The sequence below is a fragment of the Vreelandella halophila genome (genome assembly GCF_019903425.1).
GTDB lineage: Bacteria > Pseudomonadota > Gammaproteobacteria > Pseudomonadales > Oleiphilaceae > Halospina > Halospina halophila.
The window spans coordinates 1,462,168-1,476,994 of sequence record NZ_JACHUZ010000013.1 but is presented as its reverse complement, the minus strand read 5'-3'; the positions used below and the strand labels follow the sequence as shown (position 1 = coordinate 1,476,994).

Genomic DNA, 14,827 nt, shown 5'->3' with positions numbered 1-14,827 from the left:
CCCTATGCGATACAACCGACTGATCCGCACCACCTGCCTCGGCGCCGCCCTGTTTACCGCGTTTGCCGGCACAACCCATGCGGACAGCCTGGACCTGAGCCTGAGCAACGATTCCGTCCGGGGTGAATACAGCCTCACCGATGCCAACGAGGAACTTGGCGGCGGCGTGGGCTACACCTACCACGACGGCAGCCGCCACCTGGCAACGCTCGACCTGCACGCCCAGGGTCGCACGGCCATCCAGAACATACCCATGACCGTGGGCCTGGGCGTCCGCAACATGTACTTCGACGACGGCGATCGCGACATTGACGGTGGAGCCACCGCGCCGGGTGTCTTTGCACGCATGAATATTCCGGAGGTTCCCGGCCTGTCCGTTAGCGGCAGCCTCTACCTCTCCCCGTCCATTCTGTCCTACGGGGACGCGGACGGCATGCGTCACACCGACGCCACCGTCAGCTACCGCCTGATCCGCAACTCCGAGATCTTCGCCGGCTACCGCTACGTGGGCGCGGATCTCGATACCCGCGGCGATGACGACTACCGCTTCGAGGAAGGCCTGATCGGCGGCATGCGCATCCTCTTCTGACAGAACCCGGACTGGTTCACGGCAGTGCCTCCGGAGCTGGGCTAGACTCGTAGGACAATCGTTTTACGGGTCAAGCAGTTCCGGAGGCTCCCCCATGCACGCCCGCCTTTCCTATATTTTCCCCGCTACATTGGCGCTTTTCCTGGCTGCCTGTGGAAGTGGGGATCCCTCGGTAAGCGACGAGAACTCCTTTGATATCGGCGAGGCTCCGGATTTCCGCGACGAGGGCTCAGGGCTGCGATGCCAGAGCACCCGCAACCTTGAAGACAACCAGCTGCTGGTGAGCGTGCAGACCCCAAGCAACAGCCCCGACGCAGAACAAGGCAGCGGGCTGAGCACAACGACCAGTGCCGATCTCAGCCTGATTGAAGTCGAAAGCCCGTGGTCTCAGAGTCTCAGCACTGAAACAGTTGGCGATGACTTCGTCGTCACTTTTGAAGACGGCGTGCCTCGCCGTATCGACCTGGCCATTGAAGCCTCTGTTGCCGGCAGCACCTACAGGGCGCCCGTAGCCTCGGAATGCGGACACGTGTTTGTGAACCCGTTTTCAGACGTGCTGGTCGACGAAGTTATCGAAGGCCTCGATGACGACGGCATCAGTGACATCAACAGCTGCAACGATGTGGCCTGCACCTACGATCTCGTCTGGAAGCCATTGGCGGACCGTGTGCAATCCTTCGAGATCGATGTCACAGATGGCCAATCGGCACTCAAAGACCGCGCGGACTTCATGGCGTTCCTGGAGCAGGCGAAAACGCTGCTGACGAAGGAAGCCGCCACACTCTCCAGTGGCGACAGCGAGGATGTCGCGCCGGGCTACAACGCCGTCCAGTACGGCATCAGCCTGAACGCGGGCGAGAGCTCCGGATTCTGGGCAACGCACACCATTGACCGCGGCGTCAGCAATGCCAACGGCGCAGCCTACACCTATCCCAGCTATTCGATTGGTAACCTGCCACTATCCGAGCTTGGTTTCGATCTTGCCCTGGGCACAGTGGATATTCCAAAAACGCGACGTTCCTTTGACTCGACGCTGGACGATGCGTTCAGGAGCTACAGCACCCAAGCGAACCAGCTTTTCGCACCTCAGGATGACGAGAGCGGCCAGAGTAATCTGCTATCCAGCCTCCGCCCCGTACTACAGACTGTCAGCGATGAAGACGCCCGAACCATTGGTTGGGCCCCCAACCCTCATGTCTACAGGGCCGGCGCCGTACGGGAGACCGATGAACCTCCCCAGGCCATACTCAGCAGCTACTTCCATGCCGCACGGGGATGGGAGCTTTCCGGGACGGACGATACAGGGTATGAACGGGAAGGGGTTCTTGAGCAACAGGCGATCAGTACCATAGAACTCAACCTGTCCGAATGGAGTGGAGAAGAGTCCTTTAGCCCGGATAGCTCCACTGCCGATTATCGCTTTGCGGGATTTGAACTGAAGCCCGTGTCAAAGGGGGGTATCGATGTCGCTCAAGCAAGCCTGGGGACATGGGACTTCACGGGCAGCGGGCAAGACAATGACGAGAATGCGGCCACTTCATGGAAGCTCGAGAACTCAAACACCCCCTCCTATTCCGGGTTCGAGATGACCCCGGTTCTCCAACTGGAAACACCTGATGACAGTAATCCTGAATTCACGGGCAATGTCTTCATTAACTTTGCAGGTAAAAACCAGCAGGGGAATGCGACAGAAGGTATTCCAAACGGTGCCGTGTCAGCCGACGAGCGCTGGATTGCAACCTCATCCCGCCCGACATCCAGCAACACAGCGGGCGGTTCCCTTCTTAGGATTGCCTATAAGCAGGAGAATTCCGACGAAATTCCTCAATCCGGAGCGCCGATCTATAAAGTGCAGGGTTTCAGTATCGACGACTCCAACGGGCTTACACAGCATGAAAACGCATGCCTTCGGCTCGACAGCAGCGATGCTGATTACAGCTTTTCAGGTCACCGGACAGAGTACACGCCAAATACAGACGATTTCTCGGTTGCTCAGTCCGAAAAAGAGTCTGGATCCGGCTGCCCTGTGGTAGAGAATAGCGACGGTTCTTTCACCATCGAAGACTGTGGAACAGACAGCCGGCAATTCCAAGGGTTCGTAGCTGACAGCGGCAAAACCCTCGTCATGATCACCAAATCTAACGAATCCGTAGGATTCCTGTTAGGATTCAGAAACGACAGCGCGGAGGGGTGCCCCAACTGATCCGGATTCCTGCCCTCCGCGTAGCTGTACCAAAACGCGGAGGTATTGATGGAATTGCGTTCTGTACCAGCCCTGATCCTGGTGGCTGTTCTTGTGATTGGTGGTCTGGCCGCCGGCTTTATTGCCAGCCAGTTTGAGTTTGAGCGGCCCACTCCGAAGGTTTCCGAACCAAAACTCCTGGACGCCGATGCCATCCCCGGATGGGCGACGGCTCCCCTGCCGGATTTCACCCAGTACAGCGTTGTCTCCGACAAGAAGGATGCCTTCTTCGGCTACCTCTTTCCCCGCATCGCCCTCGCCAATCTGCGGATCCAGGCTGCCAGGGCCTATCTTAAGGAACTCCGGGGCAAAGCGGAACTGAGTGACGAAGAGCAAGAATGGCTTACCACCCGCGCCACTCGCCTGCGCGTAAAAGGTGATAAGCCAGAGGACCTCATCAGTGGCCTTGAGCGCCGGATGAACATCATCCCGCCTTCGCTGGTACTGGCACAGGCCGCCAATGAATCCGCCTGGGGCACCAGCCGTTTCGCCACCCAGGGCAACAACCTGTTCGGTCAGTGGTGCTTCAGCCCCGGCTGCGGCCTTGTTCCCAACAGCCGGCCGGCAGGCATGACCCATGAGGTGGAGGTGTTTGACTCGCCTTACCGCTCCATTCGCGCCTACCTCACCAACCTCAACCGCCACAATGCTTACCAGCAACTGCGGGAGCGTCGGCGTGCACTGCTCAACGACAACGAGTTCCCCGATGGCATCAGCCTCGCGGGCGGACTGCAGTCCTACTCCGAGCGTGGACAGGCGTACGTGGAAGAAATCCGCAGCATGATCCGCGCCAACAACCTTTCCGATTATGACCAACGCCAGCAGGAGCTGGTAGGAGCGCAGACCCCCTTAGAGAAGCTGGATGCGTTCATCAGCGATTACCGGGAACGGTTCGGCAACTGAGAAAACAGCTGTTCACTGAAAAATTGGCAGGGCGCACTGCCAGTGTATAATGGCGGCCGTCACGAGTTACCCATTCACCGGACAGACGGTCGCCAACATGCTGGATTTCCTTCCTGCGCCGCTCAAGGGCACACTCTGTGTTCTTCTGATCCTGCTCAGCACCCTTATTCTTTATCCCCTTCTTCTCCTGCTTGCCATCCTCAAGCTGATCATTCCGATCACGCCGGTACGCAAGCTGTGCACCCGGGGACTCAATACCATCGCCTTCATCTGGATCGAGAACAATGGGCTGTTCATGCGCCTGCTCAACCGCATCGAGTGGGACGTTGAGCTCAATGCCAACCTGAGCCGGAACCAGTGGTACTTCGTCACCTGCAACCACCAGTCCTGGGCGGACATCCTGGTAACCCAGGTGGTACTCAACCGCCGCATTCCCCTCATGAAGTTCTTCCTGAAGAAGGAGCTCATCTGGGTGCCATTGCTCGGCATTGCCTGGTGGGCACTGGATTTTCCCTTCATGAAGCGCTACACCCAGCAGCAGCTCATGAAAAAGCCCCACCTGAGAGGCAAGGATCTGGAGACCACCCGTAAAGCGTGTGAGAAGTTCGAGTACACGCCGGTGGCGGTGTTCAACTTCATGGAAGGCACACGCTTCACCCCGGCAAAGCACCAGCAGCAGAACTCCCCCTACCACAACCTGCTCAAGCCCCGCTCTGGGGGTACCGGCTTTGTGCTGGGCGCCATGGGCAACCTGATGAGCATCATGCTCGACATCACCATCGTCTACCCGGATGGCCCCGGCGGCATCTGGGATTATCTGAGCGGACGCACACGCCGCGTGATAATCCGTGTTGATGAAAAGCGCATTCCGGAACAGTTCCTGGGACGAGATTACCAGAACGACCGCGAGTTCCGGATCGAATTCCAGAAGTGGATCAGTGAACTGTGGAGGAACAAGGACGAGCTGATAGACCGCATGAAGGAACAGGAAACCGCCAACCCTTCCTGATTTCTCCCTGACATGAAAAAGCCCCGCCGAAGCGGGGCTTTTCTTTTCCTGTTTCAAGCACCGACCAGATGGCCGGCCTCAGGATCAGCGACGACCGGCGCGGCGAAGCGCACTCGGAGAATAATCCCGAAGCTGACGCTCAATCCCGAACTCATAGGGATCGTCCATTTCGTTGGTCAGACCCAGAACCAGATAGCGGCCATTGAGCGTATCGTACAGCGCCTCAAAGGCGTACCACGGCACGTTCTTATCATAGAACTGGACATGGTGGCCTTCTGCCACACGCCAGAGTTCACCCCGGCCATCGTAGTGGTCAACCACGGATGCCGCCCAGGTATCCTCATCAATGTAGAAGTCACGCTTGGCGTAGATGTGGCGCTCATCGTCCTTAAGGGTCGCGGTCACGTGCCATACCCGATGGAGCTCATAGCGGGCGTGATCCTGGTTGATGTGGCCGGCCTTGATGATCTCATCGTAGTCCAGTGACGGATCATCCAGCTGGTAGCCGTTGTAGGGAATGTACATTTCCTTCTTCCCTTTCAACTCCCAGTTGTAGCGATCCGGCGCACCGTTGAACATATCCAGATTGTCCGACGTCCGCTGGCCATCGGACGCTGTACCCGGCCCGTCATAGGCCACCTGCGGGGCCCGGCGTACCCGGCGCTGACCCGCATTGTACACCCAGGCCCGGCGGGGCTCCTTCACCTGGTTCAGTGTTTCGTGAACCAGCAACACGTTACCGGCCAGCCTCGAAGGCGACTTGATCTGCTGCTTGAAGTAGAACAGGACGTTGGAATCCTCGCCCGGCTCATAATCCTGCAGCGCTGTCCGCCAGGTTAGCTCCTCATCGAAGTGCACCGGCGTGTAGTCACCGTTTTCCTGAGGTGTCACCTGATGGATGTTCCGGTTCACCGCACCACCCCGGTAGCGGGTAATGTGGTTCCAGATCACCTGCAGACCGTTCTCCGGAATCGGGAAGGGCACTGCGGTATCGAAGTTCTCCAGGCCGTTACCTCCCTCAACCAGCGTGGTATTGGTGGCGTTCTTCTTTGCCTTCTCGTAGATCTCTTCTGGCAGTGCCCCGGTACGACGGGTCTTATAGACCGGCATCTTGTAGTCATCGTATTCCCGGATCATCTTCTCCTGCCCGGGCGTCAGCCGATCCGCATATTCATCGACGTTGCTCTGATCGATGACGAACAGCGGCTCGTCCTCCGGGAAGGGGTTCAAGTAATGCTCCCCATCGAAGTTATCCGGTGCTTCGGTAAGGCCACCATCCCAAGCGGGGATCTCATCCCCGTTACCCGCTTTTTTCGCGCCGATGGGAGTCAGCTCGTTGCCGAGCTTGGCGGCCTCTTCCTCGGAGACCGCGCCCATTGCCGGCCCCCCTGCCACAGCCAGGGACAGGATGCCCCAGGCCAGTGCGTTCTTTCGGAATGTCATTGTTCGTCTACCTCGCAAGACGTTGGTGGTACAGCTTGTCTTCACACTATGCCGGGATCAGAACGAGTACGTCACGCTGGCCGTGATATTGTCGCGATCCTCTCGGGTGTTGTAGTCGCCACCGAAGAAGTTGGTGTAGTTGATGGCTGCCTGGTAGTTGTTGCGGTATTCCGCAGCAAGACCCAGGCCCACCGCCTTGTTGCCTTCATTGAAGGCACCACCCGGAGCGGGCGCAAATCCGTTCACGTCATGTGACCAGGAGAGCGAGGGCTTGAGCGTCGCACCCATGAAGGCGTTGTTGTAGGTCAGCTCGCCGCGCAGACGATAGCCCCAGGAGAAGTCACTCACGAAGCCATCGTTGGTGCAGTTACTGGGGTTGATGTTTACGAATGAATCGGCCGAGCTATTACCCGGGATATTATTCTCGCTACAGGTTAAGAATCCACCCTGCGCTTCATAATCACCGATGCCGTAAATCCCAGAGCGACCATAACGTGCATCAGACTTGGACGGCAGGTCGTGGACATACGTCATACCAATTTCACCTACAAAGCTAAGGCGGCTGGCCCCCAGAACTCGATCAAAGAATTTAATGAAAGTTGCCTGCGCCTGGGAGACCTTGTGCCGATCATATCCGTTAATATCTTGACCTGCCGTAGGCGTTACTCCTTGCTCAACACGCCGCTGATAAAGCTTAGAGATCGCCTCGCCGCCACCGGCACTAGGCCCTATGGCCCCCTCTAGACCACCGTAAATCAGCTCAAAAGCATTCCACTGCAACGGCATATTTTCACGAAAGCTATATTCCGCGCCGATAGACCACCCACCAGGCACATTGGTATTCATACTGAGTCCATAGAGTTTTATGTCCTCAGGATAATCCACATAGTAATCAGGCAACGGGCTGATGGAAGGATCCTCTGAAATTGTGCCACTGATGTAGGGAAGTCGACTGTCATAGCGGACATGGTAAGCACCAAACTCCGTGTTACCCAGCTCTGGCGAATACCAGCGGAGGGCCACGCCAAACTGGTCATCACCATCTGGTGTATTCTTTTCTCCACGCCCGATCACTTGAGGACCGCTATCCGGAAAATTCTTTTGGTCTACCCCACCACTCGGATAGACAGGGCCACAGTCATTAGCGGTAAAGTCATTGTTCGAGAAGAAGGTCCCGCAGTCCTCAAGGCGCGTCTCATCCCAGCCAAACTGGGCATACGCTTCCACGGTAATGTTCTGCGTAAGACCAATGGAAGTATAGAGTGCCTCGACCGGCAGCAACGCGTCCCGGATCTCGGAACCCGGCGCCCTGATGGCACTGACGTTAATCGGGTTGGTGGCATTAATGCCCCCCTGGATGAAGGTGCTCTCACCCCAATTGATGACCTGATTACCATACCGAACGGTCACCGGCACCTCCCCGGCATACCAATCTGTCCAGACGTAGGCGTCGAGAAATTCACCACCGGAGGCATCGTCCTTACCGCCTTCACTCAGAGGGAATTCAAAATCATCATCCTTGGTCTTGAAGTCATACCAATAGCGACCTCGCACAAAGGTCCCGACACTCGAAAGATAATCCCCTCTGGCGTCCCAGTTCAGGTAGAGCTCACTGGTACCACTGACCCGCTCCGAGTAGGTATCTCCGGAGTCAAAGTTCTGGTTACCATCATCGTAGTTAGTGCTGGAAGCCCCTGTCGTTGTACCCGCAAAGCTGGGCCCCAGATTCCCCTGCCCGATCAGATCCTTATTTTGACTCTCCACACGCCAGCCAGCCGCAGCGGTCAGGCTGGTATCAAAGGCACCGTTGACTTCACCGTAGTTGAACGTAAACGCGCCAGCCGGGGCGGTCATGCCCGCGGCAACGGCGACGGCGAGGGGGAGGCGAGCTCGCTTCTGCCACTGTTGTGTTCTTTTTGTCATTGAAACGCTTCTCCGTTGTCACTGAATCGCTACCCGGGTAATGGAATTACCACAAGTTCACATGCAATATAGACACAAAATCACAGATCCACCAACTTTCCGGTAGCCAATTTTGCGTTTCGTGGACCGCTTCACGGAATTGCAATAAAACACACGCGCAGAGTGATCCAAGAGGCTCTTTTATGCACGATTCCTTCATCTACATCACCGCTGCCCGCCGCACCCCAATGGGCGGTTTTCTTGGCGCCCTTTCCCCTCTCAACGCCCCTGCCCTGGGCGCAGAAGCCGTGCGTGCAGTACTGGCGGATGCCGGCCTGGCGCCGGATGCGGTCGAGGAAGTTGTCATGGGCAATGTGCTACCTGCCGGCACCGGCCAGGGCCCGGCACGTCAGGCGGCGCGGGACGGCAGCCTGCCGGATGGTGCCAGTGCCACGACGGTGAACAAGCTCTGCGGCTCGGGGATGAAGGCCACCATGTTCGGTCATGACCTGATCCGCGCCGGCAGTGCGGAAGTGGTGCTGACCGGGGGCATGGAGAGTATGTCCAATGCGCCTTACCTGCTCACGGATGCGCGCCGGGGCTACCGCATGGGCTCCGGCCGGGCGCCACAGGATCACATGTTCATGGACGGGCTCCAGGACGCGGAAACAGGCCGGCTGATGGGCGAGTTCGCCCAGGAGACGGCGGACCGGCTGGGCTACTCCCGGGAGGCCATGGACGCTTTTGCGATCCGTTCCCTGGAGCGTGCCAACGCCGCCATTGAAAACGGCTGGCTGGACGCCGAAATGATCCCGGTCACCCAGACGGACCGTAAGGGTCATGAGATCACGGTTAGTAACGACGAACAGCCCGGCCAGGCCAACATTGACCGTATCCCCTCCATGCGCCCGGCCTTCGCAAAGGATGGCACCATCACCGCAGCCAACGCCTCCTCCATCTCGGACGGCGCATCGGCGCTCATGCTGATGAGCCAGTCAGCAATGGAACGCCACGGCTCAAAGCCGCTGGCACGGATCCTCGGCCATGCCACCTTCTCCCGGCATCCGTCCGAGTTCACCCTGGCACCCGTAGGCGCCATCCAGCGGCTTCTGGAGCGCACCGGCTGGTCAACGCAGGATGTGGACCTCTACGAGATCAATGAGGCGTTCGCGGTGGTGTCCATGATCGCCATGGATGACCTCGCTCTGGATCTGGAGAAGGTCAACATCCACGGCGGCGCCTGCGCCCAGGGCCACCCCATCGGCTCCACCGGCTCGCGGCTGATCGTGTCCCTGATCCATGCCCTGAGGCGCACCGGCGGTCGGCGGGGTATTGCCTCGCTGTGCATCGGTGGCGGCGAGGCCACCGCCGTGGCCATCGAGCTCTGCGACTGAGCCTGCTCAGGCTTTGTGGGGCAGTTCCAGGTAATCGTGGGACTGCATCTCAAGAAGCCGTGACTCGGTTCGTTCGAACTCAAACGCCAGGTTGCTACCTGTGTAGAGATCCGGGATCGGCGCCTCGGCGGAGATGATCAGCTTAACGCAGCGATCATAGAACTCGTCCACGAGGTTGATGAAGCGCCGGGCCCGGTCGTCCGAGTCCGCTCCCATCACCGGGACGCTGGAGAGGATCACGGCATGGAACTCGCGCGCCAGTTCGATGTAATCGTTCTGGCTGCGGGGCCCGTCGCAGAGTTCCTGGAAGTCGAACCAGACCACATCATCGGCATGACGGCGGGCATGGATCAGCCGCCCGTTGATCTCCAGATCCTGCCCCTGATCACCGCCGGTCAGTGCCAGCTCCTCATAGCTCTTCAGCAGGCTCTCTTCTGCCTCCGGCCCCAGGGGCGAGTGGAACAACCGGGCCTGCTCCAGGGTCCGCAGCCGGTAGTCTACACCGCCATCAATGTTCAGCACCTTCGTATAGCGGTTGAGCAGGTCAATGGCCGGCAGGAAGCGGGCGCGCTGAAGACCGTTCCAGTACAGGCCGTCCGGCTCGATGTTGGAGGTGCAGACCAGGGTTACGCCCCTGTGGAAGAGTCCATCCAGAAGGTTTGCCAGAATCATGGCGTCACCGATCTCGGAGACGAAGAACTCGTCGAAGCAGATGACCCGGCACTCGGCCGCAAACCGTTCAGCGATGGTATCCAGCGGATCGCTATGGCCTTCCAGCTCCGCCAGCTCCCGGTGCACCCGCTGCATGAAACGATGGAAATGGACCCGCAGTTTCCGTTCAAACGGCAGTGAATCGTAGAACAGATCCATCATGTAGGTCTTGCCGCGGCCAACCCCGCCCCAGAAATACAGGCCGGTCACCGGTTCCTCGCGCCCGCGCCGAAGCTTGCGCATCATCCGTTTGGCGGGGCGATTGTGCCTCTCCTCGGCAGCCACCAGCTTCTCATACAGAGACTGGAGATGCTGGATCGCGGTTTCCTGAGCGCTGTCGCGCTGGAAGCCTGCGTGTTTCTGGTCTTCACGGTAGCGGGCCAACGGCCCCGCTGATGGTGCTGCGTCACTGACGCTCATGCGTGCCTCACAACTGCCATTTAAGGAGAGTATTATCCGGATTTTTGCGCCGGCCTCAAAATCCCACCATGGTCGGGACTGTTGCCGGGGCGCGCTTTGTCATACCATGATCGCGTTACGGCTGGTCATAGACCAGCGCCTTCCAGGCAACAGAGGGATTGCACTATGGAGTCCATGCTCGCTGTCGGTATTGCGGCATTGGTGATCGGCCTTGCTCTGGGCTGGGCTATTGCGCGCTCAACAGGCGGACGCAACGTGCGCCAGCGCCGGCTCGCCCAGCAGCTCGACGCGCTCCAGAACGAACATACCCGCTATCAGGCGCAGGTGAACGAACATTTCGTGGAGACGGCGGAACTGTTCCGGCGACTCAATGACTCCTACCGGGAAGTGCATGAGCACCTGGCCAAGGGTGCCTCACGCCTGTGCACTGAAACCGAGGCCCGCGAGGAGCTGGAACAGGTTCAGCGCGACCACAAGCTGAGCTACAAGGGCCCCGCCGGGGAAGAAGATGGCGTGGAGCCGCCACGGGATTATGCCCCACGCAATACGCGCAACGACAACGGCATGCTCTCCGAGGATTTCGGCCTGAAGAAGGAAGAGCCCGAGAACGGCAGCCGCAGCTCAGCGTCCTGAACCCTGCCATCCGAGCCCGGTTATGCCGGGCTCGGATCCTCGACGAATCGGTGCTCAATGCCATGGGCCTCGGCGAGTGCCGCACCCAGTGCCTGCACCCCGTCACGCTCAGTGGCGTGGTGGCCTGCCGCAAAGTAGTGAAGCCCCTGCTCCCGTGCGCTGTGGACGGTCGGCTCCGAAATCTCACCGGAAAGGTAGGCATCTGCCCCGAGCGCAGCCGCCCGGTCAATCATGCCCTGGGCACCGCCGCTGCACCAGGCCATCCGACGGATCAGCTCCGGTCCGCCCTCAACAGCCAGCGGCGCCTTTTCCAGGCGTGACTCCAGACGTGAAGCCAGTGCCTGCGGCGTCATGGGTTCCTCCAGGGTTCCAGCCCACATCAGCTCACAGGGATCGTCCGAAACCGGGGCACCATCGGAAACACCCAGCGTGCGCGCCAGACAGGCGTTGTTGCCCATGGCCCGGTGCGCATCCAGCGGCAGATGATAGGCCACCAGAGAGACGTTGTTGCTGAGCAGAAGCTCAATGCGCCGTTGCTTCATGCCCCGGATGCACGGGTCCTCGCCCTTCCAGAAATAGCCGTGATGCACCAGCACCATATCGGCCCCAGACTCGATGGCCTGCTCCAGGAAGCGCTGGCTGGCGGTTACCCCGGAAATGACCGTACGCACCCGGTCACGCCCCTCCACCTGGAGGCCGTTGGGGCAGTAGTCCCGGAACAGTTCCGGGCGCAGCCACTGGTCCATGGTCGCAACGAGTTCATCGCGCTCCGGTGCACTCATGACTGAACCTCTCCACCGTTGAGAATGTCTGCCAGTGCAGCGAGTAGTGCATCCATCTGCTCAGCCGTCCCGATAGTGATGCGCAGATACTGCTCGATCCGCAGTTTGTCAAAGTGGCGCACAATGATATGGCGCTCACGCAGCTGCGCCGCCAGCTCCGCACCGCTGACCGCCGGATGGCGGCAGAAGACGAAGTTGGCCCTGGAGGGCACCACCTCGAAACCCAGCGCTTCCAGCCCGCTGTTGAGGCGTTCACGCTGCTCAATCACCGCCTGCTGCCCGGCACGGAAGCCCGCCTCATCCCGGAAAGCCGCAATGGCGCCGGCCTGCGCCAGCCGATCCAGGGTATAGGAATTGAAGCTGTTCTTGATCCGCTCAAGTCCCTCGATCAGGTGCTTCTGGCCCATTGCATACCCCACCCTGAGCCCGGCCATTGAGCGCGACTTGGACAGGGTCTGGGTAACCAGCAGGTTGGGATGATCCGGGATCAGCCGGGCGGCACTCTCTCCGCCGAAATCCACATAGGCTTCGTCGATCACCACTACCCGATCAGGGTTGGCCACCAGGATACGCTCAACGGATTCCAGATCCAGGAAGCGACCCGTTGGCGCGTTAGGGTTCGGGAAGATCACGCCAGCGTTGGGCGGCTGGAATGCCTCCACCGGTATCCGCAGCTGGTCATCCAGCGCCACGGTGCGACTCTCCAGGCCATAGAGGCCGCAGTACACCGGGTAGAAGCTGTAGCTGATGTCCGGGAACAGCACCGGTTCCCCGGGCTGGAACAAGCCCTGGAATATGAACGCCAGCACCTCGTCGGACCCGTTCGCCGGGAAGACCTGTGAGGCCTCCAGACCGAACCAGTCCGCTATGGCTTGGCGCAGTTGCGTGGCATCCGGATCCGGGTACAGGCGCAGGCGCTCGTCCGCGGCTTCACGGATCGCCTGCGTAACCGCCTCGCCGGGGCCGAATGGATGTTCGTTGGTGTTGAGCTTGACCAGGTTGGTCATCTGCGGCTGCTCACCCGGCACATAGGGGGTGAGCTCGCGCAGCCGTTCATTCCAGAACCGGCTCATGGTCGCTCCTCAGTCGCGGATGCGGTATTCAGCCGAGCGCGCGTGCGCCGTCAGCCCCTCGCCCCTGGCCAGCACCGAGGCACAGCGGGCAGCACGGTCCGCGCCTGCCGCCGAGAAGTGCACCACCGAGGAGCGTTTCTGGAAGTCATAGACGCCCAGCGGGGATGAGAAGCGGGCAGTGCCGCTGGTAGGCAGTACGTGGTTGGGGCCGGCGCAGTAATCCCCCATCACCTCGGCGGCCCAGGAGCCCATGAAGATGGCGCCGGCGTGGCGGATCTGCGGCAGCAGCGCGTCCGGGTCCGCCAGCGACAGCTCAAGGTGTTCCGGAGCCACAAGGTTGCTCACCCGGGCCGCCTCTTCCAGCGAAGCGCACTGAACCAGTATACCCCGGCCCGACAGGGACTGGCGTATGATCTCCGCCCGCTCCATCTCCGGCAGCATACGGGCCATGCTGGCTTCCACTTTCGCAATGTAATCCGCGTCCGGCGATACCAGTATGGCCTGGGCCTGCTCGTCGTGCTCGGCCTGGGAGAACAGGTCCATGGCGACCCAGTCCGGGTTCGTGTGGCCGTCAGCGATCACCAGGATCTCGGACGGACCAGCGACCATGTCGATGCCCACGCGCCCGAAGACCTCACGCTTGGCCTCGGCCACATAGATGTTGCCCGGGCCCACGATCTTGTCCACTGCCGGTACGGTTTCGGTCCCGTAGGCCAGTGCCGCGATTGCCTGGGCGCCACCCAGAGTATAGATCCGGTCGATGCCGGCCACCCGCGCGGCAGCCAATACCAGGTCATTCAGTTCGCCGCCCGGCGCCGGCACCACCATGACAATCTCCTCGACGCCCGCCACCTTCGCCGGGATGGCGTTCATCAGTACCGAGGAGGGGTAAGCCGCCTTGCCGCCGGGAACGTAGAGTCCGGCGCGGTCCACGGGCAGCACACGCTGGCCAAGGCGGGTGCCGTCAGCCTCTTCATAGGACCAGTCCTGCGGCAGCTGCTCGCGGTGATAGCGCCGGATCCGGTCAGCCGCGGTTTCCAGCGCCTGGAACTGCTCGTCGGTGATGGCGTGCATAGCGGCGTCGATGCGCTCACGCGGCACTTCCAGTTCGCTCACGGACGCCACGGTGAGGCTATCCAGCTTCGCGGTGTATTCCAGCACAGCGGCATCGCCTTCCTGGCGCACCCGCTTCAGGATCTCGGCCACGGTCTGGCGCACGCTGGTGTCGACGCCTTCCTCCCACTCGGTATGGCGGCGCAGCGCCACCTCGAAGTCCGGGTCAGCTGTATTGAGCTGGGTAATGGACAGTTCACTCATGCCTGTTTCTCTCACTGCGTCTGTCTGCGGGCGACGGCCTCGCCCATGCGATCCAGGATCGGCTGGATCCGAGCGTGTTTCATCTTCATGGAGGCACGGCTGACGACCACCCGGGAGCTGATCTCCGCGATGGTCTCGCGCGGCTCCAGGCCGTTCGCCTTCAGCGTGTTGCCGGTATCGACGATATCCACAATCTCATCCGCCAGCCCCAGAAGCGGCGCCAGCTCCATGGCGCCGTAGAGCTTGATGATGTCCGCCTGCTTGCCCTGGGCCGCGTAGTACTCGCGCGCCAGGCGGGTGAACTTGGTGGCCACGCGCACGCGCCCTTCAGGCACGGCCTGGCCGGCCACGCCGGCGGTCATCAGACGGCACTTGGCAATGGCCAGATCCAGCGGCTCGTAGAGGCCGT

The 14,827-nt window shown here is 60.3% G+C and carries 13 protein-coding genes; 6 read left to right on the top strand and 7 right to left on the bottom strand.

Translation table 11 applies throughout. The annotated features are described in order from the left end of the window. Positions 1–4: 4 nt before the first annotated feature. From H4I92_RS11115 to H4I92_RS11100, 4 genes are all read left to right on the top strand, one after another. Positions 5–589 carry a YfaZ family outer membrane protein gene (locus H4I92_RS11115; protein WP_077530658.1) on the top strand — a complete coding sequence of 195 codons (585 nt, stop codon included), beginning with the start codon at positions 5–7 and terminating at the stop codon, positions 587–589. Between the two features lie 94 nt (positions 590–683). After that, positions 684–2,792, top strand: a complete 2,109-nt coding sequence (locus H4I92_RS11110; protein WP_077530657.1) for a hypothetical protein — start codon at positions 684–686, stop codon at positions 2,790–2,792. A 48-nt stretch (positions 2,793–2,840) separates the two neighbouring features. Continuing rightward, entirely contained in the window at positions 2,841–3,734 is an 894-nt protein-coding gene (locus tag H4I92_RS11105; protein ID WP_077530656.1) for a glucosaminidase domain-containing protein, read from the top strand. A gap of 97 nt (positions 3,735–3,831) precedes the next feature. After that, positions 3,832–4,743 (top strand): acyltransferase, encoded by a 912-nt coding sequence (locus H4I92_RS11100; RefSeq protein ID WP_077531740.1) that lies wholly within the window; start codon positions 3,832–3,834, stop codon positions 4,741–4,743. 84 nt (positions 4,744–4,827) lie between these two features. On the opposite strand, the gene H4I92_RS11095 is transcribed toward H4I92_RS11100, so the two are convergent. Both H4I92_RS11095 and H4I92_RS11090 read right to left on the bottom strand, forming a co-directional pair. Further along, entirely contained in the window at positions 4,828–6,186 is a 1,359-nt protein-coding gene (locus H4I92_RS11095; protein WP_077530655.1) for a DUF1329 domain-containing protein, read from the bottom strand. Between the two features lie 57 nt (positions 6,187–6,243). Further along, on the bottom strand, positions 6,244–8,109 hold the full coding sequence (locus tag H4I92_RS11090) for a DUF1302 domain-containing protein (RefSeq protein WP_077530654.1): 1,866 nt from the start codon (positions 8,107–8,109) through the stop codon (positions 6,244–6,246). A gap of 182 nt (positions 8,110–8,291) precedes the next feature. Here H4I92_RS11090 and H4I92_RS11085 point away from each other — a divergent pair, with 182 nt between their 5' ends. Beyond that, positions 8,292–9,482: a thiolase family protein gene (locus H4I92_RS11085; RefSeq protein ID WP_077530653.1), complete on the top strand. Its 1,191-nt coding sequence runs from the start codon at positions 8,292–8,294 to the stop codon at positions 9,480–9,482. Positions 9,483–9,488: 6 nt separating this feature from the next. On the opposite strand, the gene zapE is transcribed toward H4I92_RS11085, so the two are convergent. Further along, positions 9,489–10,613, bottom strand: coding sequence for a cell division protein ZapE (gene zapE, locus H4I92_RS11080; RefSeq protein ID WP_077530652.1), 1,125 nt, complete (start codon positions 10,611–10,613; stop codon positions 9,489–9,491). Positions 10,614–10,778: 165 nt separating this feature from the next. Here zapE and H4I92_RS11075 point away from each other — a divergent pair, with 165 nt between their 5' ends. After that, positions 10,779–11,246, top strand: coding sequence for a Z-ring associated ZapG family protein (locus H4I92_RS11075; protein ID WP_077530651.1), 468 nt, complete (start codon positions 10,779–10,781; stop codon positions 11,244–11,246). 20 nt (positions 11,247–11,266) lie between these two features. On the opposite strand, the gene H4I92_RS11070 is transcribed toward H4I92_RS11075, so the two are convergent. From H4I92_RS11070 to hisG, 4 genes are all read right to left on the bottom strand, one after another. Beyond that, positions 11,267–12,028, bottom strand: a complete 762-nt coding sequence (locus H4I92_RS11070) for a Nif3-like dinuclear metal center hexameric protein (RefSeq protein ID WP_077530650.1) — start codon at positions 12,026–12,028, stop codon at positions 11,267–11,269. Beyond that, positions 12,025–13,101 carry a histidinol-phosphate transaminase gene (gene hisC / locus H4I92_RS11065; protein ID WP_077530649.1) on the bottom strand — a complete coding sequence of 359 codons (1,077 nt, stop codon included), beginning with the start codon at positions 13,099–13,101 and terminating at the stop codon, positions 12,025–12,027. The genes H4I92_RS11070 and hisC overlap by 4 nt, the downstream gene beginning before the upstream one ends. 9 nt (positions 13,102–13,110) lie before the next feature. Further along, positions 13,111–14,418: a histidinol dehydrogenase gene (hisD, locus tag H4I92_RS11060; RefSeq protein WP_077530648.1), complete on the bottom strand. Its 1,308-nt coding sequence runs from the start codon at positions 14,416–14,418 to the stop codon at positions 13,111–13,113. Positions 14,419–14,429: 11 nt separating this feature from the next. Continuing rightward, a partial coding sequence (gene hisG, locus H4I92_RS11055; RefSeq protein WP_077530647.1) for an ATP phosphoribosyltransferase occupies positions 14,430–14,827 on the bottom strand: 398 nt, incomplete at its 5' end.

Excerpts from the sequence above, each read along its gene's own strand:
- hisC (WP_077530649.1), bottom strand. The coding sequence starts at position 13,101 with ATGAGCCGGTTCTGGAATGAACGGCTGCGCGAGCTCACCCCCTATGTG.
- H4I92_RS11085 (WP_077530653.1), top strand. The coding sequence starts at position 8,292 with ATGCACGATTCCTTCATCTACATCACCGCTGCCCGCCGCACCCCAATG.
- H4I92_RS11090 (WP_077530654.1), bottom strand. The coding sequence starts at position 8,109 with ATGACAAAAAGAACACAACAGTGGCAGAAGCGAGCTCGCCTCCCCCTC.
- H4I92_RS11095 (WP_077530655.1), bottom strand. The coding sequence starts at position 6,186 with ATGACATTCCGAAAGAACGCACTGGCCTGGGGCATCCTGTCCCTGGCT.
- H4I92_RS11110 (WP_077530657.1), top strand. The coding sequence starts at position 684 with ATGCACGCCCGCCTTTCCTATATTTTCCCCGCTACATTGGCGCTTTTC.
- H4I92_RS11100 (WP_077531740.1), top strand. The coding sequence starts at position 3,832 with ATGCTGGATTTCCTTCCTGCGCCGCTCAAGGGCACACTCTGTGTTCTT.
- H4I92_RS11075 (WP_077530651.1), top strand. The coding sequence starts at position 10,779 with ATGGAGTCCATGCTCGCTGTCGGTATTGCGGCATTGGTGATCGGCCTT.
- H4I92_RS11070 (WP_077530650.1), bottom strand. The coding sequence starts at position 12,028 with ATGAGTGCACCGGAGCGCGATGAACTCGTTGCGACCATGGACCAGTGG.
- H4I92_RS11115 (WP_077530658.1), top strand. The coding sequence starts at position 5 with ATGCGATACAACCGACTGATCCGCACCACCTGCCTCGGCGCCGCCCTG.
- hisD (WP_077530648.1), bottom strand. The coding sequence starts at position 14,418 with ATGAGTGAACTGTCCATTACCCAGCTCAATACAGCTGACCCGGACTTC.
- zapE (WP_077530652.1), bottom strand. The coding sequence starts at position 10,613 with ATGAGCGTCAGTGACGCAGCACCATCAGCGGGGCCGTTGGCCCGCTAC.
- H4I92_RS11105 (WP_077530656.1), top strand. The coding sequence starts at position 2,841 with ATGGAATTGCGTTCTGTACCAGCCCTGATCCTGGTGGCTGTTCTTGTG.